Source organism: Nonomuraea sp. NPDC049709 (assembly GCF_040674815.1).
In the GTDB taxonomy this organism is placed as follows: domain Bacteria; phylum Actinomycetota; class Actinomycetes; order Streptosporangiales; family Streptosporangiaceae; genus Nonomuraea.
In genome coordinates this window covers 161,509-180,572 of the sequence record NZ_JBFANM010000017.1, presented here as the reverse complement: position 1 = coordinate 180,572, position 19,064 = coordinate 161,509, and the positions used below count along the sequence as shown (strand labels likewise).

19 protein-coding genes are annotated in these 19,064 nt (G+C 71.5%); 10 read left to right on the top strand and 9 right to left on the bottom strand.

What is annotated here, in order from left to right:
* Positions 1-10 precede the first annotated feature (10 nt).
* Together AB0J69_RS19405 and AB0J69_RS19400 are read right to left on the bottom strand one after the other, a co-directional pair.
* Positions 11-622: an NUDIX hydrolase gene (locus AB0J69_RS19405; protein WP_364118632.1), complete on the bottom strand. Its 612-nt coding sequence runs from the start codon at positions 620-622 to the stop codon at positions 11-13.
* The gene (locus AB0J69_RS19400; RefSeq protein ID WP_364118630.1) at positions 619-2,283 is read right to left on the bottom strand and encodes a CTP synthase; all 1,665 of its coding nucleotides are present in this window, start codon (positions 2,281-2,283) and stop codon (positions 619-621) included. The genes AB0J69_RS19405 and AB0J69_RS19400 overlap by 4 nt, the downstream gene beginning before the upstream one ends.
* Before the next feature lie 131 nt (positions 2,284-2,414).
* Between AB0J69_RS19400 and AB0J69_RS19395 the strand changes: the two genes are divergently transcribed.
* The 3 genes from AB0J69_RS19395 (at position 2,415) to AB0J69_RS19385 (ending at position 5,066) form a co-directional block, all read left to right on the top strand.
* A complete protein-coding gene (locus AB0J69_RS19395) occupies positions 2,415-3,038 on the top strand; it encodes a DapH/DapD/GlmU-related protein (protein ID WP_364118628.1) in 624 nt (207 codons plus the stop codon).
* 94 nt (positions 3,039-3,132) lie between these two features.
* Entirely contained in the window at positions 3,133-4,257 is a 1,125-nt protein-coding gene (locus tag AB0J69_RS19390) for a nitronate monooxygenase family protein (protein WP_364118626.1), read from the top strand.
* A 50-nt stretch (positions 4,258-4,307) separates the two neighbouring features.
* Complete coding sequence (locus AB0J69_RS19385; protein WP_364118624.1) at positions 4,308-5,066, top strand: GntR family transcriptional regulator; 759 nt, start codon at positions 4,308-4,310, stop codon at positions 5,064-5,066.
* On the opposite strand, the gene AB0J69_RS19380 is transcribed toward AB0J69_RS19385, so the two are convergent.
* Positions 5,044-7,404, bottom strand: a complete 2,361-nt coding sequence (locus tag AB0J69_RS19380; protein ID WP_364118622.1) for an FAD-dependent oxidoreductase — start codon at positions 7,402-7,404, stop codon at positions 5,044-5,046. The genes AB0J69_RS19385 and AB0J69_RS19380 overlap by 23 nt on opposite strands.
* A gap of 69 nt (positions 7,405-7,473) precedes the next feature.
* On the opposite strand from AB0J69_RS19380, the gene AB0J69_RS19375 reads away from it, so the two are divergent.
* Positions 7,474-8,379 (top strand): phosphotransferase, encoded by a 906-nt coding sequence (locus AB0J69_RS19375; RefSeq protein WP_364118620.1) that lies wholly within the window; start codon positions 7,474-7,476, stop codon positions 8,377-8,379.
* Positions 8,380-8,383: 4 nt separating this feature from the next.
* Entirely contained in the window at positions 8,384-8,989 is a 606-nt protein-coding gene (locus tag AB0J69_RS19370) for a DUF4126 domain-containing protein (protein WP_364118618.1), read from the top strand.
* 168 nt (positions 8,990-9,157) lie between these two features.
* On the opposite strand, the gene AB0J69_RS19365 is transcribed toward AB0J69_RS19370, so the two are convergent.
* Positions 9,158-9,964: an alpha/beta hydrolase gene (locus AB0J69_RS19365; protein ID WP_364118616.1), complete on the bottom strand. Its 807-nt coding sequence runs from the start codon at positions 9,962-9,964 to the stop codon at positions 9,158-9,160.
* The gene (locus AB0J69_RS19360; protein ID WP_364118615.1) at positions 9,965-10,741 is read right to left on the bottom strand and encodes a glucose 1-dehydrogenase; all 777 of its coding nucleotides are present in this window, start codon (positions 10,739-10,741) and stop codon (positions 9,965-9,967) included. It lies immediately after the preceding gene.
* Positions 10,742-10,870: 129 nt separating this feature from the next.
* Between AB0J69_RS19360 and AB0J69_RS19355 the strand changes: the two genes are divergently transcribed.
* From AB0J69_RS19355 to AB0J69_RS19345, 3 genes are all read left to right on the top strand, one after another.
* Entirely contained in the window at positions 10,871-11,482 is a 612-nt protein-coding gene (locus AB0J69_RS19355; protein WP_364118613.1) for a hypothetical protein, read from the top strand.
* A gap of 231 nt (positions 11,483-11,713) precedes the next feature.
* Entirely contained in the window at positions 11,714-12,094 is a 381-nt protein-coding gene (locus AB0J69_RS19350; protein ID WP_364118669.1) for a helix-turn-helix transcriptional regulator, read from the top strand.
* A 5-nt stretch (positions 12,095-12,099) separates the two neighbouring features.
* Positions 12,100-12,513 (top strand): VOC family protein, encoded by a 414-nt coding sequence (locus tag AB0J69_RS19345; RefSeq protein ID WP_364118611.1) that lies wholly within the window; start codon positions 12,100-12,102, stop codon positions 12,511-12,513.
* 87 nt (positions 12,514-12,600) lie between these two features.
* Here the strand turns inward: AB0J69_RS19345 and AB0J69_RS19340 are convergent, their stop codons facing one another.
* Entirely contained in the window at positions 12,601-13,161 is a 561-nt protein-coding gene (locus AB0J69_RS19340) for a hypothetical protein (protein WP_364118609.1), read from the bottom strand.
* A 242-nt stretch (positions 13,162-13,403) separates the two neighbouring features.
* Here AB0J69_RS19340 and AB0J69_RS19335 point away from each other — a divergent pair, with 242 nt between their 5' ends.
* The gene (locus AB0J69_RS19335) at positions 13,404-14,285 is read left to right on the top strand and encodes an RIO1 family regulatory kinase/ATPase (protein ID WP_364118607.1); all 882 of its coding nucleotides are present in this window, start codon (positions 13,404-13,406) and stop codon (positions 14,283-14,285) included.
* A gap of 524 nt (positions 14,286-14,809) precedes the next feature.
* On the opposite strand, the gene AB0J69_RS19330 is transcribed toward AB0J69_RS19335, so the two are convergent.
* Positions 14,810-15,361 carry a PadR family transcriptional regulator gene (locus tag AB0J69_RS19330; protein ID WP_364118605.1) on the bottom strand — a complete coding sequence of 184 codons (552 nt, stop codon included), beginning with the start codon at positions 15,359-15,361 and terminating at the stop codon, positions 14,810-14,812.
* Between the two features lie 58 nt (positions 15,362-15,419).
* Between AB0J69_RS19330 and AB0J69_RS19325 the strand changes: the two genes are divergently transcribed.
* Positions 15,420-16,181 carry an alpha/beta hydrolase gene (locus AB0J69_RS19325; protein WP_364118604.1) on the top strand — a complete coding sequence of 254 codons (762 nt, stop codon included), beginning with the start codon at positions 15,420-15,422 and terminating at the stop codon, positions 16,179-16,181.
* 86 nt (positions 16,182-16,267) lie between these two features.
* Here AB0J69_RS19325 and AB0J69_RS19320 read toward each other — a convergent pair whose 3' ends face one another.
* Positions 16,268-16,870, bottom strand: a complete 603-nt coding sequence (locus AB0J69_RS19320) for a PepSY domain-containing protein (protein WP_364118602.1) — start codon at positions 16,868-16,870, stop codon at positions 16,268-16,270.
* Positions 16,871-16,928: 58 nt separating this feature from the next.
* Positions 16,929-19,040 (bottom strand): excinuclease ABC subunit UvrB, encoded by a 2,112-nt coding sequence (gene uvrB, locus AB0J69_RS19315; RefSeq protein ID WP_364118601.1) that lies wholly within the window; start codon positions 19,038-19,040, stop codon positions 16,929-16,931.
* Between the last annotated feature and the right edge of the window lie 24 nt (positions 19,041-19,064).

Below are 19,064 nucleotides of genomic sequence, written 5' to 3'. Positions count from 1 at the left end.
GGTCCTTCCGTCACGCCTCCGGGGCGTCGGCGGGGCGCAACAGGGCCAACCCCTCAACCGAAGCCGCATATGCGGCGAGGATACCGGCCACGGTCGAGGAATTGTGGATCATTCCCATGAGTGCCTTCTCGACCGCGTCGGCCAGAGGGACCCATTCGACCGGCATGTCGATCTCCTCGTGCCGGTGCACGAAGCCGTTCTCCTCGTCGGGGATCTTGATCAGGCCGCGGGCGAGGAACACGCGTACGCGCTCGTCCGTCATGCCCGGCGAGGAGCGCAGATCGACCAGCGTGTGCCACGTGTCGGCGCGGTATCCGGCCTCCTCGGCGAGCTCGCGGGCGGCGGTGGTGACGAGCGGTTCGCCCGCCACGTCGCGGATCCCGGCCGGCAGCTCCCACATCAGATGGCGGGTGGGATGGCGGTACTGCCTGATCATCAAGATCCGGTCGCGGTCGTCGAGCGCGAGCACGGCGACGGCTCCGGGGTGCACGACGTAGTCGCGCTCGGCGACCTCGTCACGCGGCATCCTGACGGTGTCGGTGACCACGTCGATGATGTGGCCCTTGAACCGAGGTCTCGATTCGACCACGTCCCACGCCTCGGGCGTGTCTTCGATCCTCACGGCCCCACCTTGGCGCTCACGCGGCTGTCGGCGTAGGCCAGGGCGGCGCTGACGAGACCCTTGAACATCGGGTTGGCCCTCGTGGGGCGGGAGCGGAACTCGGGGTGCGCCTGGGTGCCGATGAAGAAGGGGTGGACGTCGACGGGCAGCTCGGTGTATTCGACCAGGCGGCCGTCGGGCGACAGGCCGGAGAAGACCAGCCCGACCTTCTCGAGCCGCTCGCGGTAGGCGTTGTTGACCTCGTAGCGGTGGCGGTGGCGCTCGTCGGCCTTGGCCTTGCCGCCGTAGAGGTGCCGGGCGAGGGTGCCCTCGCCGAGCTTGGCGGTGTAGCTGCCCAGGCGCATCGTGCCGCCCATGTCGCGCTCGCCGGCGACGACGTCCTCCTGGTCGGCCATGGTGGAGATGACCGGGTGCTTGGTGTCGGGGTCGAACTCGGCGGAGTTGGCGTCCTCGATGCCGGCCATGTTGCGGGCCGCCTCGATGACCATGCCCTGCATGCCGAGGCAGATGCCGAGCAGCGGGATCTTGCCCTCCCGGGCGTGGCGGATGGCGCCGATCTTGCCCTCGATGCCGCGTACGCCGAAGCCGCCGGGGATCAGCACGCCGTCCACGCCGTCGAGCTCGCGCTCGGCGCCGTCGGGGGTCTCGCAGTCGTCGCTCTTGACCCAGCGGATGTTGACGCGCGCGTCGTTGGCGAACCCGCCGGCGCGCAGCGCCTCGGTGACAGACAGGTACGCGTCCGGCAGGTCGATGTATTTCCCGACCAGCGCGATGGTGACCTCCTTCGCCGGCCGGTGCACCCGGCGCAGGAGCTGCTCCCACTCCTTCCAGTCCACGTCGCGGAAGGGCAGGCCGAGCCGGCGCACCACGTAGGCGTCGAGCCCCTCGGTGTGGAGCACCTTCGGGATGTCGTAGATCGAGGCGGCGTCCACGGCGGAGACGACGGCGTCCTCGTCGACGTCGCACATCAGGCTGATCTTGCGCTTGATCGCCGTCTGCACGGGCCGGTCGGACCGCAGCACGATCGCGTCCGGCTGGATGCCGATGCTGCGCAGCGCCGCCACGCTGTGCTGGGTCGGCTTGGTCTTGAGCTCTCCGGAGGGCCCGATGTACGGCAGCAGGGAGACGTGCAGGAAGAACACGTTGTCGCGCCCGACCTCGTGCCTGATCTGCCGCACGGCCTCCAGGAAGGGCAGCGACTCGATGTCGCCCACCGTGCCGCCGACCTCGGTGATGACCACGTCCACGTCGGGACCGGCCATGCCCCGGATCCGGTCCTTGATCTCGTTGGTGATGTGCGGGATGACCTGGACGGTGTCGCCCAGGTATTCACCCCGCCGCTCCTTGGCGATGACGTTGGAGTAGACCTGCCCGGTGGTCACGTTGGCCGAGCCGTGCAGGTGGGTGTCGAGGAACCGCTCGTAGTGGCCGACGTCGAGGTCGGTCTCGGCACCGTCGTCGGTGACGAACACCTCGCCGTGCTGGAACGGGTTCATGGTGCCGGGGTCGACATTGAGGTAAGGGTCGAGCTTCTGCATGGTGACCCTGAGACCGCGCCCTTTGAGCAGGCGACCGAGGCTGGATGCCGTGAGCCCCTTGCCGAGACTGGAGGCGACACCGCCGGTGACGAACAGATGCTTGGTTTGCGATGCGCTGCGCAAAGGGGCTCCCGTGGCTCGAGGTGTGGTCGAAGTGTCCACGGGCTCTCAGGATATCAAACAACGCCCCTCACATGCCCGAACGGCATGACCTAGCGGTAACTTTGGTCCTTATGTCACTAGTACGTCGGGCTTTGGGCACATTGATTCACCGTGCCTACACGGCGATCCGGCACGCCGGTGCGATCACTCCGGCCGCTCCCGCCGGTTACCGGTTCCGCCGGCTCGGCGACGGGGTCAGCATCGCCTTCCCCCCTGGCGCGATCTTCGGCGAGCAGTGGATCGAGATCGGCGAACACACGCTCATCGGCGAGCGGGTGTCGATCTCGTGCGGCATGATGCCGGGCCCGGACCTCGGCCCCTCCTCCATCCTGCGCATCGGCGGGAGCTGCTCGATCGGCAGGGGCTCGCACATCGTGGCCCATCAGTCGATCGACATCGGCGACGACGTCTTCACCGGCCCGTACGTGTACATCACGGACCAGAACCACGTCTACGACGACCCGGACATCCCGATCGGCAGGCAGTGGCCGCGCAACAGCCCGGTCTCCATCGGCTCCGGCTCGTGGCTGGGCGCGGGCGCCATCATCCTGCCGGGCACCACGCTGGGCCGGCAGTGCGTCGTGGCGGGCGGGGCGGTGGTGCGCGGCACGTTCCCCGACCACAGCGTGGTCGCCGGGGTGCCGGCCAGGCGGGTCCGCGGCTACACGCCCGAGCTGGGCTGGCACGCGCCCGTCGCGATGGACGCGACCACCTGAGACGGCCCGCGCCCGTCACGATGGACGCGACCACCTGAGACGGCTTGCCGGACAGGGATGGACCGAACAAGGTTCTGACCGTTAGCGTCGGGTCATGCGGACCGCCATATGTGAGCGTTTGGGGATCGAGTTCCCGCTGTTCGCCTTCAGCCACTGCCGCGACGTGGTGGCCGCTGTCACGAACGCGGGCGGGTTCGGGGTGCTGGGCGCGGTGGCGTACTCGCCCGACCAGCTCGACACGGAACTGACCTGGCTGGACGCGCGTGTGGGCGGCCGGCCGTACGGCGTGGACGTGCTCGTACCGGGGAAGATCGACGCCTCCGCGCTCGACCGGCGCGTGCACCTCATGGACTCCGTCCCGGACCGGCACCGGGACTTCGTCACGCACCTGCTGGCCAAGTACGGCGTGAGCGCCTCCGGGCAGCCGCTGGCGGCGGCCGCGGACGAGCTCGGCCGGCGCGTGACGGCGAGCGGGGCGACGGGGCTGATCGACGTGGCGCTCAAGCACCGGATCGGGCTGATCGCCAGCGCCCTGGGGCCGCCCCCGCCGGAGATGGTGACCCGGGCCAGGGAGGCGGGCGTGCCGGTGGCCGCGCTGGTCGGCACGGTCGAGCACGCCCGCAGGCAGGTGGCGGCGGGCGCGGACCTCATCGTGGCGCAGGGCACCGAGGCGGGCGGGCACACCGGCGAGATCTCCACGATGGTGCTGGTGCCGCAGGTCGTGGACGCGGTCGCCCCGGTCCCGGTGCTGGCGGCGGGCGGGATCGCGTCCGGGCGGCAGATGGCGGCGGCCATGGCGCTCGGCGCCGAGGGCGTGTGGTGCGGCTCGGTCTGGCTCACGACCGAGGAGGCCGAGACCTCGCCCGCGGTCAAGCGCAAGATGCTGGCGGCCTCGTCGCTGGACACGGTCCGGTCGCGGTCCCGTACGGGCAAGCCGGCCCGGCAGCTCAAGTCGGCCTGGACGGAGGAATGGGACTCCGGCCAGGAGAGCCCGGGGCCGCTGGGCATGCCGCTGCAGATGCTGGTGGCCGAGGGGGCGATGGCCCGCATCATGGCGGCGGCGGAGAAGGGCGAGCCGGGTGCCGTGGAGCTGGCCAACTACTTCGTGGGGCAGGTCGTGGGCCAGCTCGACCAGGTCAGGCCGGCCAAGGACGTGGTCTACGACCTGATCGGCGAGTTCGGCGAGGCGGTGGAGCGGCTCCGGCGCCTGTCGGAGTGACCTGCTCCGGCGCCTGTCGGAGTGGCTCACCGGGCCGGTAGCCTGCGCGTGTGGTCGGGAACCCGCCTGAGCTGGAGCGTGGCACCGGCGTCCCCGCGCACGTGCAGATCGAGCGGTGGCTGCTGGAGTCGATCGCCGGCGGCGAGCTGGCGCCGGGCGACCGGCTGCCCGGCGAGCGGGAGCTGGCCGCTCGGCTCGGCGTGAGCAGGATGACGCTCAGGCAGGCGCTGGCCACGCTGGAGCGCGACGGCGTGCTGCTGCGGGTGCCCGGCAGGTCGGGTGGCGCGTTCGTGGCCGAGCCGCGCATCGAGTGCGACCTGACCGGGCTGGCCGGGTTCACCGAGCAGATGCGCCGCTCCCACCTGCGGGCCGAGGCGCGGATCCTGCGGGCCGCGACCGTGCCCGCCCCCACGTCCGCGGCCAGGGCCCTGCGGGTCGAGCCGGGCTCGCCGGTGCACGAGGTGGCCCGGGTGCGCTCGGCGGGCCGCTCCCCCGTGGCGCTCGAACACTCCTACTTCCCCGACCTGCCCGGCCTGCTCGGCCAGGACCTGACCGGCTCGCTCTACGCCCTGCTGGCCGCCCGCTACGACCTGGAGCCGCGCACGGCGGTCGAGCACCTCGACCCGGTGACCGCCCGGCCGGCCGAGGCCGCCGAGCTGGGCATCGAGCCCGGCACGCCGCTCATGCGGATCGAGCGCACCGCCTACGCCGGCGACGGCACGCCGGTGGAGTACGCCCTCGACCTGTTCCGCCCCGACCGGGTCCGGATCTCGGTACGCAGCGGCGTCACGGGACCAGCGGCTCCTTGACCACGGTCCCCGGCACCCACACGCCCTCGACCTCGATCTCCACGTCGGCGCCCGGCTCGACCGGCAGGTAGGCGTAGGCGATGGAGCGCCGGGCGGTGTAGCCGTAGCCGCCCGAGGTGACCCGGGCCACCGTCCGCCCGTCGAGCCGCACGGGCTCGTTGCCGAGCGCGACCGCCGTCGGGTCGTGCAGCGTCACGCACCGCAGCCGCCGTTCGGGCGCGGGATCCAGGGCGTCCCTGCCCAGGAACTCCTTGTCGGGCTTGACGCAGAAGCCCAGCCCGGCCTCGTACGGCGTCGTCTCGGGGCCGAGGTCCGCGCCCCACACCCGGTAGCCCTTCTCCAGCCTGAGGCTGTCGATGGCCCGGTAGCCGCCCGCCACCAGCCCGTACGGCTCGCCGGCCCGCCACAGCGCCTGCCAGAGCCCGAGGCCGTACTCGCTGGAGCAGTAGAGCTCCCACCCGTGCTCCCCCACGAACGTCACCCGCAGCGCCAGCACCGGCACGTCCCCCACGGTGAGCTCCCGTGACGACATGAACGGGAAGTCCAGCGGGTCGGGCGTCAATTCGGCCAGGACGTCGCGGGCGCGCGGTCCCCACAGGGCGAAGCAGGCGTACTGGCCGGTCACGTCGGCGATCCTGGCCTTCGAGCCGGTGAGCGCGGCCTGCTTGCGCAGCCAGCCGAGGTCGTGGGAGCCGAACGCGGTGCCCGTGACGACGAGGAACTCCTCCTCACCGCGCCGGGTGACGGTGAAGTCGCACTCGATGCCGCCGCGCCGGTTGAGCGCCTGCGTGTAGGTGACGGCGCCGACCTGCCGGGCGACCCGGTTGTCGCACACCCACTCCAGCAGCGCGGCGGCGTCCGGACCGGTGACCTCGATCTTGGCGAACGAGCTCTCGTCGAACAGCCCCGCCGTCGTGCGCGTGGCCCGGTGCTCGGCCCCGATCGCGGGCGACCACGCGCGCCCGGCCCAGCCCCGCGGCCGCTCGTCCTGGCTCTCCCCCTCGTTGGCGGCGTAGTGGTTGACCCGCTCCCACCCGGACTTCTCCCCGAAGACCGCTCCGTGGGCGGCGTGCCAGGTGTAGGCGGGCGAGACCCGCAGCGGCCGGCCCGCCGACCGCTCGTGGCCGGGGTAGCGGATGTCGTAGTAGGTCTCGTAGTTCTCGACGGCCCGCTTGATCGTGTACGACGGCGAGCGGTACTGGCGGCCGAACCGGCGGATGTCCATGTGCCAGACGTCCATGCTGGGCTCGCCCTCGACGATCCACTCGGCCATGATCCGGCCGATGCCGCCCGCCCCCGCGATGCCGTGCGCGCAGAACCCGGCGGCGACGAAGAACCCGCCCACCTCGGTCTCCCCCAGGCAGAACTCGTTGTCCGGGGTGAACGCCTCCGGCCCGTTGATCAGCTTGCGGATGCCGACGTCGGCCATCGCGGGCACCCGCACCCTGGAGTTGTCGGAAATTTCCTCAAATCTTGGCCAGTCCTCGGCGAGGAGGCGGCCGTTGAAGTCGGGCGGGACGGCGTCGAAGGAGTTCGGCCCGGCCGTCCAGGGGGCGCAGGTGCGCTCGTAGCCGCCCATGACCAGGCCCTGCACCTCCTGCCGGTAGTAGACGAGCAGGTCGGGGTCGCGCAGGGTGGGCAGGCCGGTGTGGTCGTGGAAGGCGTCGGTCACCACGTACTGGTGCGACATGGGCACGATCGGGACGCGTACCCCTGCCATGCGGCCGATCTCGGCCGCGAACATGCCGCCGCAGTTGACCACGATCTCGCAGTCGATGTCGCCCTGGTCGGTGCGGACCCCGGCGACCCGGCCGTTCGCCACCTTGATCCCGAGCACCCGGGTGCGGGTGCGCAGCGTCGCCCCGCCCTCGCGGGCGCGCGCGGCCAGGGCGTAGCACAGCTGGGAGGGGTCCACCTGCCCGTCCGTCGGCAGGTACGCCGCCCCCACCACCCCCTCCGGGTCCATGAGCGGGAACAGCTCCACCGCCTCGGCCACCGAGATCTCCTCCAGCGGCAGCCCGAACGTGCGCGCCCAGCCGATCTGCCGGCGGATCTCCGCCATCCGCTCGGGCGTGGCGGCCAGCTTGATGCCGCCGCACTCCGTCCACCCGGCGTCCAGGGTGCGGTAGAGCTCGACCGAGTACTGGTTCATCCTGGTCAGCGTGGGGTCGGCGCGCAGCTGCCCGACGAGCCCGGCGGAGTGGAAGGTGGAGCCGCTGGTGAGCTCGTCCCGCTCCAGCAGGACGACGTCGCGTTCGCCGAGTTGGGTGAGGTGGTAGGCGACGGACGCGCCGCCCACCCCACCGCCGATGATCACGATCCGGGCCGAGTCGCTCATGCCCGCGAGGCTAACCGGCACGCCGCAAAAGGTCTAGACCGTTTAGGCCGGTGGAGCCTAGCATCGAGCATGGCCGCGCCCGATGTCCTCGATCGCATCCCGCTGCTGTCCGGCCTGCCGCGCTCCGTGGAGGAGCTGCCCGGCGGGCTCACCAACCACAACTACAAGGTAACCACCCCTTCAGGCACGTACGTGGTGCGCGTGTCGGCCAGCGACGGCGCCCTGCTGGCCATCGACCGGGACGCCGAGCACGCCAACTCCATCGCGGCGGCGCGCGCCGGGGTCGGGGCGCCGGTGCACGACTACCTGCCCGGGCTGGGGGTGCTGGTGGTGGGATACCTGCCGGGACGTACGTTCACCGAGGCCGACCTGCACGACCCGGCGAACCTGCCGCGGGTGGCGCGGGCCTGCCGCCGGCTGCACGCCGGGCCCCGGTTCGTCAGCGACTTCGACATGTTCGAGGTGCAGCGGCGCTATCTGGAGATCGTGCGCGAGCGCGGCTTCCGGCTGCCGCCGCGCTATCTGGACTTCCTGCCCGTCGTCGCCGACCTGCGCAAGTGCCTGGCCGTCCGGGACGAGGGGACGGTCCCCTGCAACAACGACCTGCTGCCCGGCAACATCCTCGACGACGGCGAGCGCCTGTGGCTGATCGACTACGAGTACGCCGGCAACAACGACGCCTGCTTCGAGCTCGGCAACATCTGGAGCGAGTCCGACCTGCCGCTCGGCCACCTGGAGGAGCTCGTCACCGCCTACTACGGCCGCCGGCTCCGCCACAAGATCGCCCGTGCGCGCCTGCTCGGCCTCATGTCCAAGTACGGATGGACGCTCTGGGCCTCCATCCAGGACGGCGCCAACGACACCATCGACTTCGACTTCTGGTCGTGGGGCATGGAGAAGTACGAGCGGGCGGTGGCCGAGTTCACCTCTTCCGGTCTGGCGGGCCTCATGGACGAGGCGGCCCGGGCAGACTAGGGGCATGCTGGCCGCATTGACCGGTCTGGGCCTGTCCACGGCCGCCGGGCTGAACGCGTACATCCCGCTCCTGGTCGTGGGCGTGCTCGCGAACCTCACCGACACCGTGCGACTGCCCGACGGCTACTCCTGGCTGTCGAACTGGGGCGTGCTCGCCGTGCTCGCGGTGCTGCTGATCGCCGAGATGGTCCTGGACAAGGTGCCCGCCGTCGACAGCGTCAACGACGCCATCCAGACCGTGGTGCGCCCGGCCTCGGGCGGGGTGGTCTTCTCGGCCACGAACGCCGCCGCCGAGTTCGAGAACTCGACCTGGATGACCGAGCACCCGTGGGCCGGCTGGCTGCTGGGGATCGTGGTGGCGCTGGCCGTGCACGCGATCAAGGCCACCGCCCGCCCGGTGATCAACGCGGGCACAGCGGGAGTCGGGGCGCCGGTCGTCAGCACGGCCGAGGACGCGGGAGCGCTCGGCATGAGCCTGATCGCGGTGTTCGTGCCCGTGCTGGTGATCGTCGCGTTGCTGCTGCTCGCGGTGCCGGCGTGGTGGCTGATCAGGCGGGTACGCCGCTTCCGGGCGCGCAGGAGGGCGGCCAGGGGTCACCCTCCAGGCTGACCCGCCATCCGCCTGCGGGCTGATCCGCCGCCGCCCGCGCCGCCCCTACGGTTGGGCCCGGGAAGCGAACAACAGGTAACGAAAAGACGTGTGAGCGTCTACGTGGCCCCCAACCCTGGCACGCTCACGCGGTTGGCGCCCGGCGGCCGTTCCGTGCCGCCGGGCCCTTCACAACCTGCCCAGCCAGCCCTCCAGGACCTGCACGAACTCGGCCGGCCGCTCCTCGTGCAGCCGGTGGCTCGACCCCTCCCAGCACACCACCTTGGACGCGGGGTCCTTGAGCAGCCCCGCCTCCCACGCGGCCCGTCCCGGGTCGGCCCAGATCGACAGCACCGGGCACCGCCGACGGGCCAGGTAGTCGTCGCTGGCCGGGCGCACCCCGATGGCGCCGGGGGCGGTGAACATGGCCTCGAACGCCTGGACCAGGACGTGCGGCGGCATGCCGTGGAGCCTGCGCTTGTGCCAGCGCCTGATGACGGCGGGGGTGGCGGCGTTCGTGCACCACTCGTCGATCTGCTCGGCGGCGGCGTGGGCGTGCGGGCCGCGCAGGGCCGCGATCATCTGGGGGAAGCCGCCGGCGATCCGGTCCGTCATGCCGTAGCCGGGGTCGAGGGTGACGAGCGCGCGCACCCGTTCAGGGTGCTCGACGGCGAGGATGGACACCACCTGGCCGCCCATGGAGTGCCCGACGGCGACCACCTGGGGAAGATCGAGGTGGCCGAGCAGGGCGTGCAGGTCCTCGGCCATCATGCGCGGGGTGTTGCCGGTCTCGGGGACCGAGGAGTAGCCGTGGCCGCGCAGGTCCACGGCGACCACCCGGTGCCGGGCGGCGAGCGCGTCGATGTGCCAGGACCACTGGTGGGAGTCGGTGCCCCAGCCGTGCACGAGCAGCAGCGGCGGCCCGTCGCCCGCGCCCGTGCTGTGGTCGTCGGTGTAGAAGAGCCTGACGTCCGCGCCCACCTCCGCGTACGGCATCTATCCCGCGCTCCCCTCGGGGGCCGGCGGCGGGGGCAGCAGCGAGCCCTCGCCCGCCGTCCAGCCGCCGTCGATGGCCAGCTCGGCGCCGGTGACGTACGAGGCGGCGTCCGACAGCAGGAACACGATCGCCGCCGCCACCTCCTCCGGCTCGCCCCAGCGCCCGGCGGGGGCGAGGGAGAAGGTGCCCTCGCCCGACACGGCTCCGAGCGACTGCGTCATCGGGGTGACGATCATTCCGGGATGTACGGAGTTGACCCGGATGCGGTCCCGCCCGAACTCCAGCGCCGCGATCTTCGTCAGCCCGCGCACGCCCCACTTCGAGGCGCCGTAGCCGCCCGTCGCCGGCAGGGCGAACAGCCCGGCGACCGACGACAGGTTCACCACGGCCCCGCCGCCCGACCGGCGCATCGGCCCGACCACGGCCTTGAGGCCCAGGAAGGTGCCGACCAGGTTCACCTGGAGCACGCGCTCGAACTCCTCCAGCGGCTGCTGCTCGATCGTCAGCATGGTGGCGATGCCGGCGTTGTTCACCAGGCCGTCGAGCCGCCCGTACTCCTCCACGGTCTCGGCGACCACCGCCGCCCACGCGTCCTGGCTCGTCACGTCGTGCGCGATGAAGCGGGCGTCCAGCTCCTTGGCGGTGGCCGTACCCTCCTCCACCAGCACGTCGGTGACCACGACCCGGGCCCCCGCCGCGACGCAGCGCCGGGCGGTGGCCGCTCCCATCCCCCTGGCACCGCCCGTGATGATCACAACCTTGCCGTCCAGCACCATGTACGCCCTTTCCGGGGTGTTCTGCGAACATGTGAACTGAAACACAGCGCCCAGGTCCGATCAAGGGCTTGCTTGGGCATGCGCGCCGGAACCGCTCCGGCGGACTATCCTTCAAGGCATCGACGGCAAGTGGGGGTGGCGAAGATCGGCGAATTCCTGGTCATCGTGCTGGTGATCCTGGCTTTCCTCCTGCTCTTGGGCGGCGTGGGGATCTATGTGCTGGTCAAGCTGGGCAAGAAGGCCGCGGTGAAGGCCAGACAGGCCACCACCCGGCTCACCACGCACGTCAACGCGATGGGCACGGGAGACGCCGCCGAGGTCGAGCGCCTGCGGCTCGACCTGCGCCGCGAGGTGTCCCTCACCCGGCAGGCCGTCGAGCAGGCCCAGCGCCAGGGCTGGGGGCTGGGCGAGCTGCCGCGGCTGCTGGCCGACCTGACGGCCCAGGCCGACGTGCACGACGGGCAGCTCGGCATGTACGCCCAGCAGCGCCGCCTGTCCCCCTACGTCGACCACGCCACCCTCGACCGGCTCAGGGAGCACCAGGCCAAGCTCACGGCGATGTGCGCGCGCATCCGCGCCGACCTCCTCGGCGACCAGGTGCAGCACACCGCGACGGGCATCGCCGACCTCCACTCCCGCACGGACCTGGAGATCGAGGCCCGCCGCCGCGCCCCTGACCCGCTGGACGAGATCGACGAGCTCTACCGCCGTACGATGGAGGAGCGCAGGGACCTCCCCTGACCCCCGCCGACCATAGATCGTGATGTTGATGCCCGCTGTGACGAATCGTGCGCCCTCGGCACCCCGTGCTCGCGGACGGGGGGCTCCCGGACGGCGTGCTCCCGGACGATGCGTTCTCGGACGGCGTGCTCGCGGACGACAGGGCCACGGCGAAGGCGGCCGGCGTTGTGGGGCGGTGGTCACGTGACCACGCTGGACGACCTGGTCCGGCTGCGCCGGGCGCGCGACACGATGGACCGCGACTACGCCCAGCCGCTCGACGTCCCGGCGCTGGCGAGCGTCGCCCTCATGTCGCCGGGCCACTTCTCCCGCAGCTTCCGCGCCGCCTTCGGGGAGACGCCCTACAGCTACCTGATGACCCGCCGGATCGAGCGGGCCAAGGCGCTGCTGCGGCGGGGCGACCTGTCGGTGACGGAGGTCTGCTTCGAGGTCGGCTGTACCTCGCTGGGGTCGTTCAGCTCGCGGTTCACCGAGCTGGTCGGCGAGAGCCCGAGCTCATACCGTGCCCGCAACCATGACGACGGCGCCGCCATCCCGGCCTGCGTCGCCAAGATCTACACGCGACCCGTCAGGAATGGAGCAGCAAAACCCGGCTCGCCGCCGATAGCGTGAAACCCATGGACATCAAGCTGCAACAGTGCTTCATCGCCGTCGACGACCACGACAAGGCGATCGCCTTCTACCGGGACGTTCTCGGCATGGAAGTGCGCGCCGACGTCGGGTTCGAGGGGATGCGCTGGGTGACGGTCGGCTCGCCGTCGCAACCGGACGTGAACATCGTCCTCGAACCACCCCTCGCCGACCCGAACGCCTCACCCGCCGACAAGGAGGCCATGGCGGAGCTGCTGGCCAAGGGCCTGCTGCGCGGCGTCATCTTCGAGACCGACGACTGCGACGCCACCTTCCGGCGCATCCAGGCGGCGGGTGGCGAGGTGCTGCAGGAGCCGGTCGACCAGCCGTACGGTGTCCGCGACTGCGCCTTCCGCGACCCCTCCGGCAACATGCTGCGCTTCAACCAGACCCGCAAGTAGCGGCGCCGGTGCTCCGGCTCGTTGGGTCCGCCCGACCGTGCCCGCACGTACGCCAGGCCGGCCGGTGCCGTCCGCGGCCTCGCGGCATCAGCCGGTGTCCCGACCCCGGTAGATGACCGCGGCGAGCTCCGCCTCCGTGGCGCCGTTGTTCGCCATGGCCTTGACGGCCTGCGCCTGCGCCGTCGTCGGAAGGCCGCCCTCGACGAGAACGGGCAGGAACAGACGCCGCAGAAGCACCTCCGAGGCCGATATGCCGGAGGGGCGGCGGGCCACCGACACGTTGACCCGCAACGCGTGCTCATTGCCCGGCGGCACGGCCGGGCGGTCGATCTCGACGGCGCTGTAGCGGAAGCCGTTGGCCAGGTCGCAGGGGGCACAGCCGGCCGGGCCCCTGCTGAGCCGGCCGCCGCACTCGGGGCAGGTCAGGCGGTCGTACGCGGCGTCGACCACGCGCCACGGATGCTTGTCCGGCTCGTCGACGACCATCTCGGCGATCAGGCGCTCGTCGGACGGCTCGCGGCTGCCGAACTCGCGCGTCAGGAAGTCGCGCCAGCCCTCCTCCACGATCTCGTCCACCAGCCCGGCACACCGGGCGCAGTCCGGCGCGCCGGCGGGCTCCCAGTGGGCGCACTCGTCGCATCGTCGCATGGGCGCACCGTACAAGGCGGCCGCCAGGCGGCGCACCGCAATTTTCCGCCGGTAAATCCAGTTGCACCGGCGCCCGCGTGATCGGCATACTCGGGCACCGAGCCGATCGCTGCCGGAGGGAGGGTGAGACTGTGATGACGACTGTTCGCGTGCCGTTCTCCGCGTCCTCATGCCTTCCCACCGGGAGCCCGCCGACCTGATCCCGGCGCGCCGGTGGGCCTCACACCTGGAGCTCTCCCACCGTGCCGAAGCACTCGCAGCACCGCCGCCGTGGCAAGTACGCCCTCGACGCCGACGACGTCGAATGGCTCGAGACCACCGCCGCCCCCGACACCTTCGACGGCCCCCCTGAAGGCGATCGCTGGTCCACCTGGGACCAGAGCACGCCGACGGAGAAGGGGCCGCGGCCCTACCCTGGCTGGCTGGTCACCGAGCTGGCCGCCGTGGACACCGAGCACGGCGTGCTCAAGACCGGCAAGGAAGCCGACGTCCACCTGATCTCCCGCGGCGTACCCGGCACGGACCGGGTGTGCCTGCTGGCCGCCAAGCGCTACCGCTCCTCCGAGCACCGCCTGTTCCACCGCGACTCCGGCTACCTGGAGGGCCGCCGGACCCACGACAACCGCATGAACCGGGCCATGGCCAACCGCACCGCCTTCGGCCGGCAGGCCATCGCGGGGCAGTGGGCGGTGGCCGAGTTCTCCGCGCTGTGCCGGTTGTGGGAGCTGGGGGTTCCCGTGCCGTACCCGGTGCAGATCGTCGGTACGGAGATCCTGCAGGAGTTCATCGGGACCCCGGACGGGTACGCGGCGCCGCGGCTGGCGCAGGTGTCGGACGGGCTCGACTCCTTGTGGGAGCAGCTCGTGGCGGCCATGGTCACGCTGGCCCGCGAGGGTCTCGCCCACGGGGACCTGTCCCCGTACAACCTGCTGGTCCACGACGGCAGGCTGGTGATCATCGACCTGCCGCAGATCGTGGACGTGATCGCGCACCCGGCCGGCCCGTCCTTCCTCGACCGCGACGCCCGCAACGTCGCCACCTGGTTCGCCGCCAAGGGCCACCACACCGCCGCCCCCGACACCCTCGCCACCCTCCTCCGCCACGAATCCGGCCTAACCCGCTGACCCACGCCCACCACCCGGGCCCTCGTCCTCTGGCACCCGCGAACGCCGACCCCGGAGCACAAGGGCCCCGGCACGTCAGCTGGCAGCCCGGGCGCACATGGATGCGGTGTCGCCCGGCCGCGGCACGCCGGGCACCGGGGGCCGGGCGCCGGGCGCGAGGTGCCGGGCGCGGAACGCCGGGCGCCGGACGCGAGACGCGCGACACCGGGCCCGGGGCGCCGGGCCCGGGGCGCCGGGCCCGGGAGCCCAGAGTAGGCACGCACGTCACCGCACACCGCCGACGAGGGCGGCGCGCACTCCACAGCCGCCACCGCCCCAAAGCGGCACGTCAACCGGATCGGCAAGCGGCCACAACGGTCGGCAGAGTGCAGGCGGCCGGCAGGGCTCGCAGGAGGCCGGGAGCCGGAGGCCGGGAGCCGGAGGCCGGGAGCCGGAGGCCGGGAGCCGGAGGCCGGGAGCCGGAGGCCGGGAGCCGGAGGCCGGGAGCCGGAGGCCGGGGGGCGGAGGCCGGGGGGCGGGCAGGACTAGCAGGCAGCCTCTCCCGGGTGGGCGCCCGACGCCAGGGACTCGATGGTCGCGTGCAGCCACGCCAGCTCGGCCTGGCTGGTGGCGTGGGCGATGGTCAGCAGACCCTGCCGGAACGGGTCGCCGAACTCCGCGGCCCCCATCGGCCGGTTCCCGTCGTAGAAGAAGCTCGTCGGCTCCTCCAGGAACGCCAGCCGCCGGCGCAGCACCGCCGCCTGGTCCTCGGGCTCGTCCAGGTGGCGCAGGAAGGCCAGCAGCGCGAACCACCGGTTCTCGTCGCTGATGTCGAGCTCGTCCGGCTCGCGCAGCCGTCGTTCCAGCTCCGCGCGCCCCTCCGCGGTCAGGTAGAGCATGCGCCGTGGAGCGGCGGCCTTGCCCGGCTCGTCCTTCCTGGTCAGCCAGCCGGACGTGGCCATGCGCTTGATCGCCGGGTAGAGCGTCCCGTCGGCCACCGGGCGTACGTGCCCCATCAGGGCCGCCACCCTCCTGCGCAGGTCATATCCGTGTAATGGCTGATCCCTGAGGAACCCGAGTATCGCCAGCTCCAACATGACGCCAGCATACCTCGAAACCGATATATATTGGTCCCGATGTACAAGGAGGCCCGCCATGCACGATGCCATCGTTCATCCCAGCGGCGCTCGCATGCGCTGGGTGGAGCTGCCGGGCGCGGATCCGGCCCGCGTCTACGTTCACGGCCTCGGCGCCACCTCGGCCCCTTACTACGCGGAGGTCGCGGCCCATCCCCTGCTGCCGCGGCACCGCTCGCTCCTGATCGACCTGCTCGGGTTCGGCATCAGCGATCGCCCGCAGGACTTCTCGTACACGCTGGAGGCCCACGCCGACGCCCTGGCCGAGGCACTGCGCAAGGCCGGGGTGGCCGGCGCGGCGGTGATCGCGCACAGCATGGGCGGGGCGGTGGCCACGGTTCTGGCTGCCCGCCACGCCGAGCTGGTCGCCGACCTGATCCTGGTGGACGCCAACCTCGACCCCTATCCCCCGACGCCCGCCCAGCCGGGCAGCAGCGGGATCGCCACCTACGGCGAGGAGGAGTTCGTGGCGGGCGGCTGGAAGGAAGTGCGCGAGCGGGTGGGCGCGCACTGGTGGTCCACGATGCGCCTGGCGGACCTGCGCGGCCTGCACCGTACGGCGGTCAGCCTGGCCGCGAGCACCACGCCCACCACGCGCGAGCTGCTGGTCGGCCTGCCGATCCCGCGCGCCTACCTGTATCCGGAGGGCGACGAGCCCGCCGGGGCCGATGGGCTGCGCGCGGCGGGCGTCCAGGTGCTGGGCATCCCGGAGTCGGGGCACAACATCATGCTGGACAACCCCGAGGCGTTCGCCCGGACTCTCCTCACCCTGTTCCCCTGAGCCCTGATCCCGTGGTCGGGTGGGGCCGATGTCGGCGCAACAGCCGGGCCGGAGGCCCCCATCGGAGGACCGCCGGCCCGCGGGCGTCACGAGGTGGCGCCGTTGTTCCCGACGACCGTGCCCGTGGCGGCGTCGAGGGCCACCTCGTGCTTGGTGCCGTCGGGCGTGACCACGTCCGACTCCCACACGGTCTTGCCCTGGTCCATGTCCAGGTTCAGCTCGGTGATCCGCCCCTCCGGCACCGTGGCCGCGATCTTGTCGGCCGCCTGCGCGTAGTCGAGCTTGGCCGCGGCCACCCGTTCCCGGTGCTTGGCCTTGTCCTGCGCGTCCTCTTCCTCGGTCGTGGGGCCGCTGACGACCTTGCCCGACTCCACGTCCATCTGGTGCTCGGTCCCGTCTTTCCCGACGACCTGCACTTCCCAGATCCGGCCGTCCTGCTCGGTCTCGATGGAGATGAGCGTGGAACCGGGCACCGCGGCCAGGGCCGCCCGGGCGGCCTGTTTCAGGTCTCCGGCTCCCGGGCTGCCGGACGGCGAGCCGGTGGGGCTGGCGGTCGGCGTGATGGCCGTGGGCGTGCCCAGGGTCGGCGACGACTGGACGGACAGCCGCTCGACCTCCCGGAGCACGGTGCCGCAACCCCCCGCGAGCACCGTCGCGCCGACCAGGGCCCCAACGATCGTCTTGTTCATACCCTGGACGCTGCCCACCCGAAGGTAAACCATTCGCCCAGGTCAGGTGGCATATGCCCTACTTGACCCCCGCCTCGCGCATGTCACGCAGCTCGCGCTTGAGCTCCTTGATCTCGTCACGCAGCCGCGCGGCCACCTCGAACTGGAGGTCCGCCGCCGACTGGTGCATCTGCTCGGTCAGCGACTCGATGAGCGACTCCATCTGGGCGCGCGGCATCTCGCCGGCGATGGCCTTGGCGTGCTGGCCGGCCTGGCGGACCTGGAAGCCGGGCACCGGGGCCTTGCCGCGCGACTGCTGGCGCCCGCTGCCCCAGAGCAGCTTGTCGGTGTCGGCGTCCTCGCGCTGCAGGGAGTCGAGGATGTCGGCGATCTTCTTGCGCAGGGGCTGCGGGTCGATGCCGTTGGCCTCGTTGTAGGCGATCTGCTTGGCCCGGCGCCGGTTGGTCTCGTCGATCGCCCGCTCCATCGACGGGGTGACCTTGTCGGCGTACATGTGGACCTGGCCGGAGACGTTACGGGCGGCGCGGCCGATGGTCTGGATCAGCGACGTCTCGGAGCGCAGGAAGCCCTCCTTGTCGGCGTCGAGGATGGCCACCAGCGACACCTCGGGCAGGTCGAGGCCCTCGCGCAGCAGGTTGATGCCGACCAGCACGTCGAACTCGCCCGTGCGCAGCTCGCGCAGCAGCTCGATGCGGCGCAGCGTGTCGACCTCGCTGTGCAGGTAGCGAACCCGGATGCCCAGCTCCAGCAGGTAGTCGGTGAGGTCTTCCGACATTTTCTTGGTCAGCGTCGTGACCAGCACGCGCTCGTCGCGCTCGGCCCGCTCGCGGATCTCGTGGACCAGGTCGTCGATCTGGCCCTTGGTGGGCTTGACGACGATCTCGGGGTCGACCAGGCCGGTCGGGCGGATGACCTGCTCGACCACGTCGCCCTTGACCCGCCCCAGCTCGTAGGGGCCCGGTGTGGCCGACAGGTAGACGGTCTGGCCGATCCGCTCGAGGAACTCCTCCCACTTCAGCGGCCGGTTGTCGAGCGCCGACGGCAGCCGGAACCCGTGCTCGACCAGCGTGCGCTTGCGGGAGGCGTCGCCTTCGTACATCGCGCCGATCTGCGGCACCGTCTGGTGGGACTCGTCGAGGACCAGCAGGAAGTCCTCGGGGAAGTAGTCGAGCAGCGTGTTGGGCGCGCTGCCGGCCTCGCGGCCGTCCATGTGGCGCGAGTAGTTCTCGATGCCGGAGCAGGTGCCGATCTGGCGCATCATCTCGATGTCGTACGTCGTGCGCATCCGCAGCCGCTGCGCCTCCAGCAGCTTGCCCTGCCGCTCCAGCTCCGACAGCCGCTCGGCCAGCTCCGCCTCGATGCCGGTCACGGCGGCGGCCATGCGCTGCTCGCCCGCCACGTAGTGGGAGGCGGGGAAGATGTAGAGCTCCTCGTCCTCGGTGATGACCTCGCCGGTCAGCGGGTGCATGGTCGAGAGCTTCTCGATCTCGTCACCGAACATCTCGATGCGCACGGCCAGCTCTTCGTATTTCGGGATGATCTCGATCGTGTCGCCGCGCACCCGGAACGTGCCCCGGGTGAAGGCCAGGTCGTTGCGGGTGTACTGCATGTCGACCAGGCGGCGCAGGAGTTGGTCGCGGTCGACGTCCATGCCGACGCGCAGCCGGGCCATGCGGTCCACGTATTCCTGCGGCGTGCCCAGGCCGTAGATGCACGACACCGAGGCGACCACGATGGTGTCGCGGCGGGTGAGCAGCGAGTTGGTGGCCGAGTGGCGCAGCCGCTCGACCTCGTCGTTGATCGAGGAGTCCTTCTCGATGTACGTGTCGCTCTGCGGGACGTAGGCCTCGGGCTGGTAGTAATCGTAATAAGAGACGAAATATTCGACCGCGTTGTTCGGCAACATCTCCCGCAGCTCGTTGGCGAACTGCGCGGCGAGCGTCTTGTTGGGCTGCATGACCAGCGTGGGCCGCTGCAGCCGCTCGATCAGCCAGGCGATCGTGGCCGTCTTGCCGGTGCCGGTGGCGCCCAGCAGGACGTTGTCCTTCTCCCCGGCCTTGACGCGGCGCTCCAGCTCGGCGATGGCCGTCGGCTGGTCGCCGGAGGGAGTCATCTCGGTGACGACCTCGAAGGGCGCCACCTTCCGCTGCAAATCAGTGACCGGTCGCATGTTGCCACTGTAGGCGGCCCGACC